Below are 15,775 nucleotides of genomic sequence, written 5' to 3' on the forward strand. Positions count from 1 at the left end.
ACGCCGGTCCGGGCGGGGAAGCTGCTGGGCATTTTGGGGTTCCTCGGCCCCTGGGCGGGCGCCGTCAGGACTGGAACTGCTGCATCACCGAGAGGTGCCCGGCCCGGGCGGCGATGAGGCACTTGGCCAGGTAGAAGGGCCGGTTGCCGTGCCGGACATACTGGGTGAGCACGAGGACCGGGTCCGTCGGACGCAGGTCCAGCAGCTTCGCGCGGCTGGGGCCCACCTGGCTGAGGCTGATCTGGCACTCGCCCGGACCCGCCAGCCGGCCCAGCTGGTTGTTGAGCGTGGCAAGCAAGGTGCTGCCGCCGTCGTGCTGTATCTCAAGTGGCGCGGCGGCACCCTTGCCGAAGCTGACGGGCTGGGCGGTGACGTTTTCCTGCAGGTGGGCGATGGCCTCGCCGTCGAGGATGAGGACGGATTCCCAGAGCCAGCATTCGGTGCCGGGCTCGACGCCGATGCCGGGGGCGACGAATTCCGACGCGGCCTGGCGGATGGTTTGGGTGCGTTTGACCTCGAGGGTCTGGCCGGGGCCGGCGAGGACTTCCTCGAACGGGCGGATGCGTTCGATGCCGATGCGGGGGAGCGTGTCCGAGACGAAGCGTCCGACGCCGCGCCGCGCCCTGATCAGCCCGTCCTCCTCGCGGAGCATGAGCGCTTCCCGGACCACGGTGCGGCTGACCTTCATGTCGGTGCCGAGTTCGGTTTCCGTGGGGATCATGGAGCCGGGCGTGAGGAGTCCGTTGCGGATGGCCTCGGCGATGCGTGAGTAGACCGCGACGCGCAGCGGTGAGCCGGGCTGGGCGGCCACCGGCTGGGACAGGAACCGGGCGGCGTCCTGGTGCACGTTTTGCCTCGCTCTTTGTGGTTGGTCCGGGGATTCCAGCCTAGAACACGTTGCACCTGTTTGTTGGACAAGTTGGACTGGTTGGTGTGGCTGGCGCGGGGCGCCCCTTATGAGGTGTTCCCCGGGGAGAGCGTCTGCAGGCCTGCCTGGGTCGCCGCCCTGAGGAGTTCGTGATCGAATGCCACCAGCAAGTCGGCTTCAACGCGGATCGCGGCGGCCAGGTGAATGGCATCTGCGCTCCGCAGTCCACCGGGCAACGCCGCTGCGTAGGTTAGGTCGGAGCGGACCATGTCCACGAGGTTGATCCCCGCCAACACGGCGTTGACCAGGTCTGCGGGGAGCCCTCGGCGGTTGGCTGCACAATGCAGTTCCGTATGCAGGAGCATGGAGGCGACCAGCCGGTCTCCTCGCTGCCCGGCGGTGGAAAGAAACTCAGCTGTCGACCGCGATTCACGTTCCTCGACCACCAGTTTCAGGGCAGCCGAGGTGTCGACGTAGACAATCACCGGTCGCCGCGGAGATCGGAAAGAATGTCTGCCGTGCCGGCGTTGGAGGGCACCCGGGGAAGAAGCTGGAAATCAACGGGATTCGGCGTTGCTTGCCGCACGCTGCCAGACATCAGCAGCCGCTCGAACGGGGACGCCGCAGGCGGGATAAGAGTCGCTGCTACCTCGCCGTTATTGGTCACGTCGATGATCTCGCCGTTCTTCACCCGCTCCAGGATCCTGCTGCTTTGATTACGCAGCTCGCGGTGGGGAATCGTTGTCATTTGGGACCTCCGTAGCAAGCGTAGCACCCGGCTGTGTCAGGAGTCTTTGCCGTCCGGTCAGTCTCTGCACCGACTAGCTCCAGGCTGGCTATGACTCCGCCGAGCAGGAGGGCGCCCCCTACATCCCCTAAACCTCGTCCCGCCCCTACCGGAGTTGCCGGCTGATTCGTTCATCGATCGATGAGCGGCTCTTACCATTCACTTACTGCGTGTCAGCGCAACAGAACTCAGTCACCAAACAGGGGGAAACGTGATGCTGCTGCTCGAAACTAGCCCACGGCCTTCGTCTGGTGCACGCCTTCGCGGGCGCCGTGCAGCCATCATCGGCGCGGTCCTGGCGACCCTCATGCTGGTGGGTAATGTCCCTGCAACGGCCGCAGCCACGGTGACGTCGACGATCCCTGCCGGTCCCAGCCCCAGGGATGTTGCGTTCACCCCGGACGGGTCGAAGGCCTACGTCACCAACTGGGAGTCCAACACGGTGTCGGTCATCGATGTCGCCTCGGGCACGGTGACTTCCGCGATCCCGGTTGAGGCGTCTCCCCTTGATGTGGCGGTTGCCCCGGACGGCTCAAGGGCCTATGTCACCAGTGGCGATTCGGTCGAGGTGTCCGTAATCGATGTCGCGACGGGAGCGGTGTCCTCCACGATCGCGATCGGCGCGGCTCCGATGGCCGTTGCGTTTGCCCCGGACGGGGTGACGGCCTACGTCACCAGCGGCGGCAGCGGTTCCGGCACGGTGTCCGTCATCGAGGTGGCCTCGGGAATGGTGGCCTCCACGATCCCGGTTGGGCCGCTGCCGAACGCCGTTGCATTTTCACCGGACGGGTCCACGGCCTACGTCACCAACGGGCAGGATTCCGACATGGTGACAGTCATCGATGTTGCTGCGGGGGCCATGACTTCAACGATCCCTGTCGGGTCGTCTCCGACAGACGTCGCCTTCACCCCGGATGGATCGAAGGCCTACACCACCAACAATGAGGGCGACTCAGTGTCGGTGATCGATGTGGCATCCGGTGCAGTCACCTCCACCATCCCGGTCGGGCATGCCCCGGACGGTGTTGCGGTGGCCCCGGGCGGGTCCGCAGCCTACGTCACCAACTCGGGTGCCGGCACGGTGTCGGTTATTGATGTGGCCTCGAGCGCTGTGACCTCCACGGTCACGGCCGGTTCGCACCCGACCGGTATCGCGGCCGCCCCGGACGGGTCTTCTGTCTACGTCGTCAATACCCTTTCCAACTCTGTGTCCGTCATCTCCTTGGGGGCACCGCTGGCGTTCACCGCCGCCACGCCGCCCACCAAGGCGAACATGCGGGCCGTCTATAACTACAGGTTTGCCGCTACCGGTTCCCCGGCGCCGACCTTCCATGTTTCCTCCGGTACCTTGCCGGCAGGCCTTAGGCTGGACGCCGCCACGGGAGTCCTGTCCGGAACCCCGTCCAAGGCCGGAAAGTTCACGTTCAAAGTGGCCGCCAGCAATGGGGTCAGCCCCGACGCCGTCACGGACCGCATCACGGTCACCGTGACCAAGGCGAAGATCCGCTGAACGACTCGCGGAATTCGTCCTGGGCGCCGAGGGGAAACCGGGACGCTGCGCGAACCGGCGAAACTACCGGCGCCCTGAAGGAAGGGGCTGCCGTTCGCCCACGCTGAAGTAGGACGACGGCGGCAGGTATTCCCGCCGTCGTCCTTCCATCCGGCGCTGCTGGCTGGGAGACGGAATCCGGGCATGCTTGGCGCGGTTGCACCCGGCGCACGCAGCCACGAAGTTCTGAAGGCTGGTGGAGCCACCCTTGGACCACGGATAGAAGTGGTCGCCGTGTTCGGCCGGGCGGCCACAGCGGCGCCCGAAACCGGCTTCCAACTCGCACCGGCCGCCGGCGCGGGCCATCCCTTCCCGGCGCTGCTGGCGGGTGAAACGCCGGACCGGGTCCCGACGCCGCAGGTCCCGGGTAGTGATGACGGCCGCGGCGATGCCCAGCACGGCCGCGAACACAAGGGGGAGCGCGGCTGAGGAGACGACGCGGTCGATCATGCCTCGCAAGACTTCAGCGGCGACGGATGGCCCGGATCCGGAAACCGGTGTTCCCTTTGCCATGAGAGCCGTTATCACCGAGGCAGCGAGCCAAATCAGCACCGCCGAGTACGCTCAACGAAGGCCCTGCCGGGTCCAGTAGATGCGGCCGAGTTCCGGCATTGATTCCCCCATTTTTATTTGCCGGGCGTTCCAGGTTCGGAATGCCTAGGAAATCCTATAAGCGGCGTGCACGCCGACGTCCCAGGTTTAGCTCAGTTTTTGCTGAGCTTCATGGCCGAACGATTGGCCGGGCTAAGCCAACCGGGAGTCCCGGTGAGCAGGGACATGGCCGCTTCTTCTCCCAAGACCGTTGGCCACGGACTGGCGGTCCACGATGTCACGACGCCGTTGATGACACAGGGATCGGCTCACCCGTGGTGCGTGCCGCCGTTGCGCGCCGGTCCCGGGCGGCAGAGACTTAAGTCCCAATGATGCGGCCCGCGCACTGCCCCCGACTCCTGGAAGCGGAAGGATGGCTGATGAGTGACGTTGTAGACAAGCTGGCGGCAGCACTGAACGGCCACGACCTCGAAGCGGCGGCAGCGCTTATCCACGAGCACTACCGCAGCGAACAGCCAGCCCACCCCGGCAGGGCCTTTGTGGGACGCGCACAAATGCACGCCAACTGGCAGGCGATGCTTGCCGGCATTCCCGATTTCCGAGCTGACCTGATCCGATCCGTGGATGACGGCGACACCACGTGGAGCGAGTGGTCCTGGTCGGGACACCGCGTTGACGGCCAGGACTTCCAGGTCCGCGGAGTGACGCTCTTTGAGATCAGCAACGGTCAAATCACCGCCGGCAGGCTCTATTTGGAGGACGTCGAACGGGAAGCCGTAGGCATCGACGAGGCCGTTCAGAGGCTGTCCGGATTGCGGCCGGACCGCGTTGAAGGGCCCTGACGGACGGACCGCTGATTCAGTCCACCTGCTGCGACGGCGGAAGCGCAGCAGGGTGGCTCGAGCCGACCTGCCGGTGATTAGACGCAGGTCACTGACGGGTGCAAGGGTGGATAGGTGGATGCCGACATCAACTTTTACTTCGACCCGGTCTGCCCCTTTGCCTGGATGACCAGCAAGTGGGTGCGCGTGGTGCAGGCGCAGCGCGGATACACCGTGGACTGGCGGTTCATCTCCTTGCGCCAGATTAACGCCGCGGTGGACTACGACGCCCATTTCCCGCCCGAGTACGAGGCCGGACACACGGCCGGGCTCCGGCTGCTGCGCGTGGCGGCGAAGGCCCGAGCAGAGCACGGCCGCGAGTCGATTGAGCGGCTGTATGAGGCATTCGGGACCCACATCTTCGAAGCCGCCCCGGACACGGACAACGCGCCCACCGAGCTCGCGGTGCGTGAGCGGCGCGGGACGCACGGGTTTGTGGAGCCGATCCTCGCCGAAGCCGGCTTGCCCCTGCAGCTGGCGGAAGCCCTGGATGACGAGTCCTGGGACCGGGAAATCCGGCAGGAGACTGACGAGGCGCTGGGCCTGACGGGTAAGGATGTTGGCACGCCCATCATCCATTTTGAGCCGCCCACCGGGGTGGCTTTCTTCGGGCCGGTGATCAGCCGGCTGCCGGACGAAGAGTCGGCCGCCGAGCTGTGGGACCACGTGGTGGGGCTGGCAGGTTTCCCTGGGTTCGCCGAGCTCAAGCGAAGCCTGCGTGAGCAGCCGCAGCTGCCTGCCTTCGGAGTTACCGCCGGCACGGCCGGCCGGCAGGAGGACTGGCACGGCGGCAGCCGGCGGCAGAAGAAGTGATCTTCAGTAAGAAGTGACTCCCAGCAAGGATGGATCCATGAACCAGAGCAGCGTCCGCACACACCAGGAGTCCGTGACGGTCCAGGCACCGGCCGAGACGGTCTACGATCTGGTCTCCGACGTCACCCGAACCGGCGAGTGGAGCCCTATTTGTAAAGCATGCTGGTGGGACGACGAGAACAGTGCCGGGCAGGTCGGGGCCTGGTTCACGGGGCGCAACGAACTGCCCCACCGGACCTGGGAGACCCGGTCACAGGTGGTGGCCGCCCAACGCGGCCGCGAGTTCGCGTGGGTGGTGGGCGGCAAGTTCGTCCGCTGGAGCTTCACCATGGCACCCGCTGATGACGGGACCACGCTGACCGAGTCCTGGGAATTCCTTCCGGGTGGAATCGCCATGTTCGAGGAGAAGTTCGGTGACGACGCCCCCGCCCAGATCGCCGACCGCACCCAGCAGGCGCTTCACGGCATCCCGGCAACGCTCGCCGCGATCAAGCAGATCGGCGAGTCCATCGCAGCACATCAGGAAGCCGGGTCCTAGGACTGCACCGGCACCGAGGCACCCGATGCTTTTCTGCTGCCGCAGCAGCGCGTTTTGCCCGAGGCGAGGCTTTTCAGCTACCGAGCATTCGGGCCAGTTCAGGAATGCTGGACGCAACAAGGTCCCAGTCGCTCTCCGGAGCCAGGTCCGCCACCTGGCCGGGGCCGTGCTCGGTGGGGCGGGCGATGAATGCCGTGGCCAGCCCGGCTTCGCGCGCCGCCCGCAGGTCATTGTTATGCGCCGCGGCGAGCATGACCTCTCCGGGCTCGAGGTCCAGGAACCCCGCCGTCCGGAGGTAGGCCTCGGGCAACGGCTTGTAGGTGCCCGTCATGTCCGAGCCGATGATCACATGCCACGGCAGGCCGGCGTTCCTGGCCATGTCCAGCAACAGTGAGGTGTTGCCGTTGGACAGCGGACCCACGATGTAGTGGCGGCAGATGGTTGCCAGGCCGTCCACGCTGTCCGGCCAGGGCGGCAGCCGGTGCCAGGATTTGTTCAGCTCTTCCAGGGTTTCCCCGGGCACCAGTGCCGGTTCGATGCCGCAATGGCGCAGCGCCCGGTCAAGGTTTTCACGGTGGAGCGTATCCAGCTTCGTGAAACTGCGCTGCCCGGAACGGATGGCGTCCATGGCCGGCTGGTAGAGGGCCCGCCAGCGGTCGGCGAAGGCATGCGCGTCCAGGGCGGCCCCATGTGCCGCGGCGAAAGTTGCCACCTCCCTTGCCACACCGGTGCGCCAGTCCACCACGGTCCCGAAGGTGTCGAAGAGGACGGCGCGCACCGGGCGCCCTGTTGATGGTGAACGGTAGGGCTCAAACCCCATATGCTTTCTCCTTCCTGGCTGCCGCATGGTTAGTCTGGCAGCATGCGAACTGATTTCAGTCCTTCAGCGACGTCCGCCCGTGATTTTTACCGGCTGCTCACCGCCGTGGTGGTGCCCCGGCCCATCGCGTGGGTGTCGAGCGTTTCCCCGGAGGGCATCGACAACGTCGCCCCGCACTCCTTCTTCACCGTAGCCTCGACCAATCCACCCATCGTGCAGTTCACGTCGGTGGGGGAGAAGGATTCGCTCAGGAACATCACCGCGTCCGGCGAATTCGTGGTCAACCTGGCCCCGGCCGCACTCTTGGAAGAGGTCAACGCCACCGGCACCAACTTCCCGCCGCAGGTCAGCGAGTTCGACGCCGCCGGACTCACCCGGGAGCCGAGCCTCACCGTGGCCGCGCCCCGGGTCAAGGAATCACCGGCGGTGCTCGAATGCCGCCTCCACTCCGTGCTGCCGATAGGGGACTCCACCCTGGTTTTCGGCGAAGTCACCCACGCCGCCGTGAGCGAAGAAGTACTCGATGGCAGCCACCCGCGGATCGACCTGCTGGAGCCCCTGGCCCGCCTGGGGCTGGATGAATGGGGCACCCTCGGCGAAATCCAGGACCTCACCCGCATCCGGCTGAAGGACTGGCCGGGCCATTTCCGTCCCAAGGACTAGGGCAGGTCTGGTGGATGCCGGCCAGGGGCCGCCGGAGCGCGTGGCGCCTGCCGGTGTGGTGTGGTGTTTGCTACTTGCTTGCCATCCCTACCGGGAACAACGCGTCCTCCACCGCCCGGGTCAGGTCCCGGATCACCTCCGCCTGGGCGTCATCGGCCGCGCCCTCGGGGTTCTCCGTATAGATCACCAGCGCAAACGTGGACCCTCGGTAGCTCAGGAGCGCGGCGTCGTGCAGTTCGCCGGACAATTCCCCGTACTTGTGGTGGATGTCCACGCCCGGCCGTGACCCGGCGGGAATGAGGTCCTCGTTGTTGGTGTCCTGCATGTAGCCGAGGAGCTGGTCGGTGTTGTCCTTGTCCAGGAGCTCCCCAGCGTAGAGCTTCTTCAGGATCAGGGCCATGTCCGCCGCGGTCAGCAGGTTCTGTTCAGGGTCATAGGCCACCCCGATGGAGGCCGCGTAGGCGGTCAGCTGCGGGTAGCCCACGGCGTCCATCAGCATCAGCCAGGACTCGTTGTCGCTCTCATTGACCATGGCTTTGAGCTGGTACGCGGCGTGATAACCGCCCACGGAATCGTCCAGGCGGGCCTGCCCGTTCTCCACCAGGTGGTAGTAGGCAGCGGCAGTCAGGATCTTCGCCGTGCTGGCCGCGGTAAAAGTGCCCTCGTCACCGAATGTCCGCTCGGCACCCCCGGACACATTGGCGAGCGCCAGGCCGATCCTGAATTGGCCCGCTTCACAAAGGATGTTGTCCACGCTGTCCTGCAGAGATCCGACAACTATTGGGGCTGGCGAGGATTGACCGCTTGTGCTCTGGCTCTTCGGAGCCGCTGCCGGTTCTGCTGTTGCTGGTGGTACCGCCGCCACCCTCTCCGAGGTCAGCGGAGCGGACGTGACGGATGCGGAGCAACCGGCCACGAACGCCATCACGATGGATAGAGCAACACAGTAAAGCCTTCGCCGTAAGCGGCCTGTTGTCTTCACCCGAATGTCCCCGATTCCCTACCCGGACGGAAACCTTCTCATCCTCATGCAAAGACGGTCACGCGAAATTGGTACTCGATTTTTTGACTGGGAGGTGCGGGGGGCTGGTTCTGCTACTCAGATGAGGCTGCGACGGCTACGGGAGTGCCCGGGGTACGGAAAAGCAAAGGGAAAGGGACGCCCGGGCGAGGACGTCCCTTTCGCTTGTCAGCCGGGCTCTTAGCCGAGGCCGAGCTGGACGAACACGAACCAGACCAGAAGCGGCACCACGCCGATCATGGCGATGGCCCAGAGCAGCAGTGCACGGAAGAACATGCGCTCGTCCTTGGGCTGCGCGCTGGCCATCAGCAAGGCTCCGCTGGTGGACATGGGGCTCACGTCAACCACCGAGGAGCTGATGGCGATGGCCGTGATGACGCCCACGGGGGTGAGCAACGGATCCATGGCTATCGAATGGACCACAGGGCTGATGACGCCGAGTGTTCCGGTGGTGGAGGCGAAGGCCGAAACGATGGCCACCACATAGCTGGCGATCAGCGCAGCGAGGGAACTGTTGCCCAGGCCCGCGATGCCTTCCTGGAGCTCCTTCAGCGCACCCATCTTCTCCAGCATGCCCACGTAGGTGACGATGCCGGTGACCAGGATGATGGCTGACCATGGCATGCTTTCCACCGCCGGCTTCTGCACGCTGGAGTCCAGGACGATCAGGACCGCGGCGATGACCAGCGAGGCTACTCCCACATCAAGTCCCAGGACGGTGGTGAGCACCAGCAGGGAGGCGATGCCCACCAGCGTGAGGATGCGCATGGGGGTTGCTGCCACCTTCTCCGGGCGGGTCCGGGTTCCGGCAGCCACAGAGGTTTCTGCCGGTGCGGTGAGGACGGCCGTTCCGGCGCCGCCGGGACCTGAAACACTGCCGCCTGAGGGGGCGGCAGCGCCGCCGTCGTCCTTCACGGCGATGTCACCGCCGTCCGCCTGACGCGACTCCGCTTTGGCTGCCCGGCGCTTCATGATGGCCTGCACCAGGACGTAGGCGATCACGGCCAGGACGGCGTTGAAGGCGAAGCAGTAGGCGTAGAGCTTGAAGGAATCGCCAGAAGCGCCTGCACCATCCAGCATCTTGTTGGCCAGGACGCCGAAGGGGTTGACGGGGGAGAACGCGCCGGCGTTCGCGCCCTGGACGATGACCAGGCCCATGGCCAGGGTGCTGATGCCGAACCGCGTGCCCAGCGCCAGGCCCACCGGGGCGACGATGGCGATAGCGGCGGGTGTGAAGGCGCCGGCCGAAGCCAGGGCTGCGGTCAGCAGGAACATCAGGACTGGGACCAGGATCTTCCGGTCGCCGGCGAGCCGTTCCGCCCAGTACGCCAGCAGGTCGATGGTGCCGTTGATCCGCACAATGGCGAAGAGCAGGGTGGCGCCCACCAGGATGAAGAACAGTCCGGCGGGGAATTGACCGATGACATCCTTGATGGACATCCCGGCCAGGAGGGTGCCCACGCCGAATGCGGCGACCGTGGCCAGCAGTCCGGCGTTGATCCTGGTGAAGGAGCCGACCGCGAAGGCCGCCACCAGCACCAGGAATGCGATGAGTGAGAGCGACATGGTGCCCCCCGCCTACGCGTCCGCTGCGGCGATGACGCCGGCGCCGGACAGCAGGCTGCCCGCGCCGGTGATGGCCGGCTTGTGACCCAGCGCCTTGAGGATCTCGTAGGTGGTGGCCGTGGCCGCCGTGATGACCGGAAGCCCCAGTTCGTCCTCCACTGCCTGGACGGCCGCGAGCGACGGCATCTGGACACAGGCAGAGAGGACGACGGCGTCAGCACCTTCGCGCTGCAGGCTGCGGGCAAGCGCGGGGAGGTTCTGCGGGTCAAGGCAGCCGACTTCGAGGTTGTCCGCTACTTCGAGGCTGATGGCGTCCAGCACGGTGATGCCCGAGCCTTCGATGTAGTCCACCACCATCTTGGTCAGCGGCTTCATGTAGGGGGTGATCATGGCGACCTTCCGGGCACCGATTTCGTGCAGGGTGCGGACCAGGGCGCCTGCGCTGCTGGTGACCGGGGCCGGGTGGCCGTTGCCGGCAGCGGCGTCCGCAATGACCTTTTCGGAGCCCTCGTGGGCTTCGGGGCCCTGGGCCATGACGGCCACCAGGCAGGCGTAGGCGATGACGTCCACGTCGGCGTCGGAGACAGCTTCGGCGCACTGGGCTGCCTTGCCCACCATGGCCAGCAGTTCCTCAGTGGTGACCTTCTTCATGCCGGCGCGGGCGGAGTGGAAGGTGTACTTGTGGCCGGTTGCCTCGGCCTGGCGCCGGAACAGTTCCGGCAGTTCGGTCTCCATGGTGGTGTTGGAGCTGGGGAGGATCAGTCCCACGCGGCTCGCGCCGGGGCGCTTGGGTTCGGGGGCGGTTTCACACGTGATTGCGGGGGTGCTCATGGATTCTCCACGTCGTTGTGTTGGGGATTTAGTAGGTAAACCCACAGAGTGGGTTCTAATCCCATGATGTGGGTCACTCCTGCGGGATGTCAAATGGATCACGTCCCGGGACGGCTCCCGGCTCACTAAGCTGGAGGCTGATGGCACAGAAAGACTGAAGGGGCGTTTTAGGCAGTGGTGAAGGAACCGGGAGCTGGCGCTTCCCCCCTGTTGGTCCTGCACAAAGTGGCAGAGATTCTGGACTGTTTCTCAGTGGAGGAGCCCGAGCCGACGCTGCAGCAGATCATCCGCAAGACGGGACTGCCGTCCAGCACCTGCCAGCGGTTGGTCCAGAACATGCTCCGTGAAGGATTCCTGGACCGCGACGGCGACCGATACCGGATCGGGATCGGACTGGTCCGCTGGGCTACCCCCGGGACGTTCGGACTGGACGTGGTGAAGCTGGTGAAACCGGTCCTGCAGCAGCTGCGCGACGAAACCGGCGAAACTGCGTGCCTGTACGTCCGGGACGGGGCCTTCCGGACCATCGTCGCCGTGGCCGAGACCCGGCACGTGGTGATGCGGCCGTTCATGGTGGGCATGGTCATGCCACTCCATGCAGGCGCCCCCGGCAAGATTTTCCTGGCATTCGACCCCGGAGCCTGGGATGCCTTGGACCAGCACGGACTCGAGGGCTTTACCCCCGAAACCCCGGTATCCCTGGAGATGCTGCGGGAGCAGGCGGCCGTTGCCCGCAAGCAGGGGTATTTTGCAGCCTTCGGGGAACGCAACCAGGACGTGGGCTCCATCAGTGCCCCCGTGTTCGACCACGCCGGCCGGCTTGCCTGCGCGGTGGGCCTCGGATTCCCAACCCAGCGCATCGGTCCCGCCGACGTTGAGCGGCTTGGGCCGGTGGTGGCCCGTGCCGGGCTGGAAGCCAGCCGTGCACTGGGGTACGACAGCAGCCAAGCCGCCGGGTGACCGGTTAGGACTGGAACTGCTGCATCACCGAGAGGTGCCCGGCCCGGGCGGCGATGAGGCACTTGGCCAGGTAGAAGGGCCGGTTGCCGTGCCGGACGTACTGGGTGAGCACGAGGACCGGGTCCGTTGGACGCAGGTCCAGCAGCTTCGCGCGGCTGGGGCCCACCTGGCTGAGGCTGATCTGGCACTCGCCCGGACCCGCCAGCCGGCCCAGCTGGTTGTTGAGCGTGGCAAGCAAGGTGGCGCCGCCGTCGTCCTCTATCTCCAGGGGCGCGGCGGCGTCCTTGCCGACGCTGACGGGCTGGGCGGTGACGTTTTCCTGCAGGTGGGCGATGGCCTCGCCGTCGCGGATGAGGACGGATTCCCAGAGCCAGCATTCGGTGCCGGGCTCGACGCCGATGCCGGGGGCGACGAATTCGGACGCGGCCTGGCGGATGGTTTGGGTGCGTTTGACCTCGAGCGTTTGGCCGGGGCCGGCGAGGACTTCCTCGAACGGGCGGATGCGTTCGATGCCGATGCGGGGGAGCGTGTCCGAGACGAAGCGTCCGACGCCGCGCCGCGCCCTGATCAGCCCGTCCTCCTCGAGGAGCATGAGGGCTTCGCGGACCACGGTGCGGCTGACTTTCATGTCCGCGCCGAGTTCGGTTTCGGTGGGGATCATGGAGCCGGGGGTGAGGAGGCCGTTGCGGATGGCTTCGGCGATGCGCGAGTACACCGCCACGCGCAGGGGTGAGCCGGGCTGGGCGGCCACCGGCTGGGACAGGAACCGGGCGGCGTCCTGGTGCACGTTTTGCTTCGCTCTTTGGTTGGTGTGGGGATTCCAGCCTACTTCAGCGTCTGATGCGTTTGTTGGACAAGCGGCGTATGCAGGTCTTAGCGCTGCTGGTACCAGTGCGTGTGGAGGACGACGGCGGGGCGCAAGTGCCGCCGTCGTCCCCGTCCTACTTGTGCGAGGTGGCCTGGCGGGCGCTGTCGCGGACAACAAGGGTGGGCGCGATCGGGGTGCGGTCCACCTCCCGCCCGTCCATGGCGCCAAGGAGCACTTCCATGCTCATGTGCGCCAAGGCCGTGAAGTCCTGGCGGACGGTGGTCAGGGGAGGCAGGAAGTAGTCGGAGCCTTCGATGTCGTCGAAACCGACCACGCTCACGTCAGCCGGCACCCTGATTCCATTTTCCGCGAAGGCCCTTATCAGCCCGAGAGCCGTATGGTCGCTGGCTGCGAAGATCGCCTGCGGCACCTTTTGCTCCCGGACGAGCTGGAGGGCGGTCTCATAAGCCCACCGCGGGCTCCAATCGCCTTCGAGGTACAGCCCTGGTGTAAGCCCGGCGTCGCGAAGCGCCGCCTCCCACCCGCGTTTCCGGACCCGGCCGTCGAACCAGTCCGTGGAGCCGCCGAAGTGGGCGATGTCGGTGTGGCCCAGGTCTATCAGGTGCTGGGTGGCCAGCCGTGCGCCCAACTCCTGGTTCTCCGAGTATGTGAAGACGTTGGGAGTCGATGATGCGCCTGCTGCGATCATCTCCACCGGGACTCGGCACGAGGCGTTCCACACGGCTGCTGCCATCTCCACCACCGGGGCGATGACGATGATTCCTCCCACGCCGGTATCGTCCAGGGTGTCCAGGGCGGCCTGAACCGACTCTCCGTAGGGCCGCTCAACGCTGATGACGGTTGTGGCGTAACCCTTCCTGCGTGCCACATTCTCCAGGGCCATGAGCGTCCCCACCGGGCCGAACCGCGGGGACCCGTCGGAGAGTATGCCGATGGAGGTGGACCGGCTGGTGACCAGTGCCGTGGCTGCCCGGTTCCTGCGGTACCCGATGTCCTTGATCACCTGCAGGACACGTTGCCGCGTTGCCGCACTCACGTCCGGTGCGTCATTGAGTACCCGCGAGACTGTGCCGAAGGAGACGCCGGCGATGCCCGCCACATCGTTGATGGTGGGCTTCCGGCGCCGTGATGCATCCGGGAGTTTCCCGTTCGCCTCACGGGGAACAGTTGTGCCTGCCATGCTCACTCCTGTCTTGCACGTCATGGTGTGAACCTTTCGGGTTCCGTGCCTTTCGATCTTACGTCGGCCCGTAGTCCCGCATCCGTTGAAATGGCTGCTGTCCATGTGACCGTTGACACGTATCACCGTAAACGTTTACGATGAGGTCCGTAAACGTTTACGAAGCTTTCGTGAACGTTTACGCAACCACCCATTTCAATGAAGAAAAGGAGCGCGATGCCCGACCAGATCGTCTACGCACTCGCGCTCTCTCCGAACGCCGGACTTCGGGATGTCGACCAAACCCAATGGGCAAATCTCGAAGTGCTCCTGAAGGATGCGGCGCCCGGCGATCTGGCAGCCGCTGTCCGCACCTTTGTCTCTGCCGGATCTTCGGCGGTCGTCGGAGTCTTCGATGATGACCGTCTTTGGGCAAGCCTGGTCGTCTCCGTCGACGACTCTGGCAAACCCGCGTCAGCGTCCACTATTCCCGGCCCGGTCCGGGAAGCGGGCGGTGACATGACGAAGGCAGCCAACGAGGCCGTGAAGTGGGTTCAAGCCCACCACGGACCGTGTTCGCTGGGCTTCTTCGTCGACAAAATGCACGCAGAGGCGCTGCTGGAAGCTTCGGACAAGGCCGCCGCCATCCGCACAGCGTCGGCCTCCGGCGGCCTCGTCCTGTCCCCGGTTCCGCCGGCCCTGGCCATAGCCCTCGCCTGAACCACCCCAGGCATCCACCCCACCCACCCCAAGCACTGGAGAACAATGATGATCCGCAGGCTTCCACTCGTGGCCGTTGCCGCAGTCCTGTCCCTTTCCGTCGCGTCCTGCAGCAGTTCGAGCACGGCCACGTCCAACGCGCCCGACGCTGGTGTGTCCAGCAAGGCCCAGCAGGCCCTCGACCAGATCAAGGGACAGGTCCTGAGTAAGGGGCCCAACGGCGAGACGCCCTCCGCGGCGTCCGCAGCAGACCTCACGCCTGACGAGATTCAAAAGGTCAAGGCGCTCAACGCCAAGGCAGCCATTGTGATGCACTACGGCGGCAACGACTGGGCCAACGCCCAGATCAATGGCCTCAAGTCCGAGTTTGAAAAGCTCGGCATCAAAGTCATCGCCACCACCGACGCGAACTTCAAGCCGGACAAGCAGGTCTCGGACATCGAGACGGTCATGTCGCAGAACCCGAACGTCATCGTCTCGATCCCCACCGATCCTGTGGCTACGTCATCCGCCTACAAGAAGGCCGCGGCTGCCGGCACCAAGCTCGTCTTCATGGACAACGTCCCCCAGGGACTGACGGCCGGCCAGGACTATGTCTCGGTTGTTTCTGCCGACAACTACGGCAACGGCGTCGTCTCCGCCCACCAGATGGCTAAAGCGCTCGGTGGCAAGGGGAAGATCGGGCTTGTCTTCCACCAGGCCGATTTCTTCGTGACCAAGCAGCGCTACCAGGGATTCAAGGAAACGATTACGAAGGAATACCCGGATATCAAGATTGTCGAGGAAAAGGGAATTGCCGGTCCGGACTTCGCTGGGGATGCCCAGGCTGCTGCGAACGCAATGCTCAGCAAGTACGCTGACCTGTCCGGAATCTGGGCGGTCTGGGATGTTCCTGCAGAAGGCGTCATGGCCGCCGCCCGGGCCGCCGGCCGGCCTGACCTGAAGATCGCCACGGAAGACCTTGGCAAGAACGTGGCGATTGCCCTTGCCAAGGACGAACTCGTCGTCGGCCTTGGAGCGCAGGTTCCGTTCGACCAGGGTGTCACGGAAGCGCGGCTGGCCGCAGGGGCGCTCATCGGCAAGAAAGCACCCGCTTATGTGGCGCTGAGCGCCCTTCCGGTTGACCACTCCAACGTCCTGGATGCGTGGAAGCAGGTCTACCACGAGGATGCCCCGAAGGACATCCAGGACTCCTACAAGAAGTAGGCAAGAACCGGC

The 15,775-nt window shown here is 65.6% G+C and carries 18 protein-coding genes; 8 read left to right on the forward strand and 10 right to left on the reverse strand.

The annotated features are described in order from the left end of the window. Positions 1-64 precede the first annotated feature (64 nt). From ACFVTD_RS05505 to ACFVTD_RS05515, 3 genes are all read right to left on the reverse strand, one after another. Positions 65-847, reverse strand: a complete 783-nt coding sequence (locus tag ACFVTD_RS05505) for a GntR family transcriptional regulator (RefSeq protein ID WP_387559272.1) — start codon at positions 845-847, stop codon at positions 65-67. A 107-nt stretch (positions 848-954) separates the two neighbouring features. Continuing rightward, complete coding sequence (locus ACFVTD_RS05510; RefSeq protein ID WP_387559275.1) at positions 955-1,353, reverse strand: type II toxin-antitoxin system VapC family toxin; 399 nt, start codon at positions 1,351-1,353, stop codon at positions 955-957. Next, a complete protein-coding gene (locus tag ACFVTD_RS05515; protein ID WP_387559278.1) occupies positions 1,350-1,616 on the reverse strand; it encodes a type II toxin-antitoxin system Phd/YefM family antitoxin in 267 nt (88 codons plus the stop codon). The genes ACFVTD_RS05510 and ACFVTD_RS05515 overlap by 4 nt, the downstream gene beginning before the upstream one ends. A gap of 346 nt (positions 1,617-1,962) precedes the next feature. Between ACFVTD_RS05515 and ACFVTD_RS05520 the strand changes: the two genes are divergently transcribed. After that, complete coding sequence (locus ACFVTD_RS05520) at positions 1,963-3,165, forward strand: beta-propeller fold lactonase family protein (protein ID WP_387560508.1); 1,203 nt, start codon at positions 1,963-1,965, stop codon at positions 3,163-3,165. Between the two features lie 63 nt (positions 3,166-3,228). Here the strand turns inward: ACFVTD_RS05520 and ACFVTD_RS05525 are convergent, their stop codons facing one another. Beyond that, the gene (locus ACFVTD_RS05525) at positions 3,229-3,654 is read right to left on the reverse strand and encodes an HNH endonuclease (protein WP_387559281.1); all 426 of its coding nucleotides are present in this window, start codon (positions 3,652-3,654) and stop codon (positions 3,229-3,231) included. Between the two features lie 521 nt (positions 3,655-4,175). Between ACFVTD_RS05525 and ACFVTD_RS05530 the strand changes: the two genes are divergently transcribed. The 3 genes from ACFVTD_RS05530 to ACFVTD_RS05540 all read left to right on the forward strand — a co-directional run bounded on the left by ACFVTD_RS05530 (position 4,176) and on the right by ACFVTD_RS05540 (position 5,988). Further along, positions 4,176-4,598 carry a nuclear transport factor 2 family protein gene (locus ACFVTD_RS05530; RefSeq protein WP_387559284.1) on the forward strand — a complete coding sequence of 141 codons (423 nt, stop codon included), beginning with the start codon at positions 4,176-4,178 and terminating at the stop codon, positions 4,596-4,598. A gap of 114 nt (positions 4,599-4,712) precedes the next feature. Next, positions 4,713-5,450 carry a hypothetical protein gene (locus ACFVTD_RS05535; protein ID WP_387559287.1) on the forward strand — a complete coding sequence of 246 codons (738 nt, stop codon included), beginning with the start codon at positions 4,713-4,715 and terminating at the stop codon, positions 5,448-5,450. Between the two features lie 37 nt (positions 5,451-5,487). Continuing rightward, a complete protein-coding gene (locus tag ACFVTD_RS05540) occupies positions 5,488-5,988 on the forward strand; it encodes an SRPBCC family protein (protein ID WP_387559290.1) in 501 nt (166 codons plus the stop codon). 73 nt (positions 5,989-6,061) lie between these two features. Here the strand turns inward: ACFVTD_RS05540 and ACFVTD_RS05545 are convergent, their stop codons facing one another. After that, a complete protein-coding gene (locus ACFVTD_RS05545; protein ID WP_387559293.1) occupies positions 6,062-6,808 on the reverse strand; it encodes a haloacid dehalogenase type II in 747 nt (248 codons plus the stop codon). A gap of 42 nt (positions 6,809-6,850) precedes the next feature. Here ACFVTD_RS05545 and ACFVTD_RS05550 point away from each other — a divergent pair, with 42 nt between their 5' ends. Next, positions 6,851-7,471 (forward strand): flavin reductase family protein, encoded by a 621-nt coding sequence (locus tag ACFVTD_RS05550; RefSeq protein ID WP_387559295.1) that lies wholly within the window; start codon positions 6,851-6,853, stop codon positions 7,469-7,471. A gap of 70 nt (positions 7,472-7,541) precedes the next feature. Here the strand turns inward: ACFVTD_RS05550 and ACFVTD_RS05555 are convergent, their stop codons facing one another. From ACFVTD_RS05555 to ACFVTD_RS05565, 3 genes are all read right to left on the reverse strand, one after another. Continuing rightward, positions 7,542-8,225 carry a serine hydrolase gene (locus tag ACFVTD_RS05555; RefSeq protein WP_387559298.1) on the reverse strand — a complete coding sequence of 228 codons (684 nt, stop codon included), beginning with the start codon at positions 8,223-8,225 and terminating at the stop codon, positions 7,542-7,544. Positions 8,226-8,672: 447 nt separating this feature from the next. Then, positions 8,673-10,058 carry an SLC13 family permease gene (locus ACFVTD_RS05560; RefSeq protein ID WP_387559301.1) on the reverse strand — a complete coding sequence of 462 codons (1,386 nt, stop codon included), beginning with the start codon at positions 10,056-10,058 and terminating at the stop codon, positions 8,673-8,675. Between the two features lie 12 nt (positions 10,059-10,070). Further along, positions 10,071-10,889: an Asp/Glu racemase gene (locus ACFVTD_RS05565; RefSeq protein WP_387559304.1), complete on the reverse strand. Its 819-nt coding sequence runs from the start codon at positions 10,887-10,889 to the stop codon at positions 10,071-10,073. A gap of 225 nt (positions 10,890-11,114) precedes the next feature. On the opposite strand from ACFVTD_RS05565, the gene ACFVTD_RS05570 reads away from it, so the two are divergent. After that, positions 11,115-11,849, forward strand: coding sequence for an IclR family transcriptional regulator (locus ACFVTD_RS05570; RefSeq protein WP_387559307.1), 735 nt, complete (start codon positions 11,115-11,117; stop codon positions 11,847-11,849). Between the two features lie 4 nt (positions 11,850-11,853). On the opposite strand, the gene ACFVTD_RS05575 is transcribed toward ACFVTD_RS05570, so the two are convergent. Together ACFVTD_RS05575 and ACFVTD_RS05580 are read right to left on the reverse strand one after the other, a co-directional pair. After that, complete coding sequence (locus ACFVTD_RS05575; protein ID WP_387559310.1) at positions 11,854-12,636, reverse strand: GntR family transcriptional regulator; 783 nt, start codon at positions 12,634-12,636, stop codon at positions 11,854-11,856. Positions 12,637-12,790: 154 nt separating this feature from the next. Further along, complete coding sequence (locus ACFVTD_RS05580; protein WP_387559313.1) at positions 12,791-13,858, reverse strand: LacI family DNA-binding transcriptional regulator; 1,068 nt, start codon at positions 13,856-13,858, stop codon at positions 12,791-12,793. Positions 13,859-14,074: 216 nt separating this feature from the next. On the opposite strand from ACFVTD_RS05580, the gene ACFVTD_RS05585 reads away from it, so the two are divergent. Both ACFVTD_RS05585 and ACFVTD_RS05590 read left to right on the forward strand, forming a co-directional pair. Continuing rightward, on the forward strand, positions 14,075-14,557 hold the full coding sequence (locus ACFVTD_RS05585; protein WP_387559316.1) for a hypothetical protein: 483 nt from the start codon (positions 14,075-14,077) through the stop codon (positions 14,555-14,557). A gap of 45 nt (positions 14,558-14,602) precedes the next feature. Then, the gene (locus ACFVTD_RS05590) at positions 14,603-15,763 is read left to right on the forward strand and encodes a substrate-binding domain-containing protein (RefSeq protein WP_387559318.1); all 1,161 of its coding nucleotides are present in this window, start codon (positions 14,603-14,605) and stop codon (positions 15,761-15,763) included. Positions 15,764-15,775 lie beyond the last annotated feature (12 nt).

Source organism: Pseudarthrobacter sp. NPDC058119 (assembly GCF_042884655.1).
Taxonomy (GTDB): Bacteria; Actinomycetota; Actinomycetes; order Actinomycetales; family Micrococcaceae; genus Arthrobacter.

Bases quoted from the DNA above. Each gene is read 5' to 3' on its own strand.
- ACFVTD_RS05515 (WP_387559278.1), bottom strand. From the start codon at position 1,616: ATGACAACGATTCCCCACCGCGAGCTGCGTAATCAAAGCAGCAGGATC.
- ACFVTD_RS05550 (WP_387559295.1), top strand. From the start codon at position 6,851: ATGCGAACTGATTTCAGTCCTTCAGCGACGTCCGCCCGTGATTTTTAC.
- ACFVTD_RS05565 (WP_387559304.1), bottom strand. From the start codon at position 10,889: ATGAGCACCCCCGCAATCACGTGTGAAACCGCCCCCGAACCCAAGCGC.
- ACFVTD_RS05590 (WP_387559318.1), top strand. From the start codon at position 14,603: ATGATGATCCGCAGGCTTCCACTCGTGGCCGTTGCCGCAGTCCTGTCC.
- ACFVTD_RS05560 (WP_387559301.1), bottom strand. From the start codon at position 10,058: ATGTCGCTCTCACTCATCGCATTCCTGGTGCTGGTGGCGGCCTTCGCG.
- ACFVTD_RS05530 (WP_387559284.1), top strand. From the start codon at position 4,176: ATGAGTGACGTTGTAGACAAGCTGGCGGCAGCACTGAACGGCCACGAC.
- ACFVTD_RS05525 (WP_387559281.1), bottom strand. From the start codon at position 3,654: ATGATCGACCGCGTCGTCTCCTCAGCCGCGCTCCCCCTTGTGTTCGCG.
- ACFVTD_RS05580 (WP_387559313.1), bottom strand. From the start codon at position 13,858: ATGGCAGGCACAACTGTTCCCCGTGAGGCGAACGGGAAACTCCCGGAT.
- ACFVTD_RS05585 (WP_387559316.1), top strand. From the start codon at position 14,075: ATGCCCGACCAGATCGTCTACGCACTCGCGCTCTCTCCGAACGCCGGA.
- ACFVTD_RS05520 (WP_387560508.1), top strand. From the start codon at position 1,963: ATGCTGGTGGGTAATGTCCCTGCAACGGCCGCAGCCACGGTGACGTCG.
- ACFVTD_RS05540 (WP_387559290.1), top strand. From the start codon at position 5,488: ATGAACCAGAGCAGCGTCCGCACACACCAGGAGTCCGTGACGGTCCAG.
- ACFVTD_RS05545 (WP_387559293.1), bottom strand. From the start codon at position 6,808: ATGGGGTTTGAGCCCTACCGTTCACCATCAACAGGGCGCCCGGTGCGC.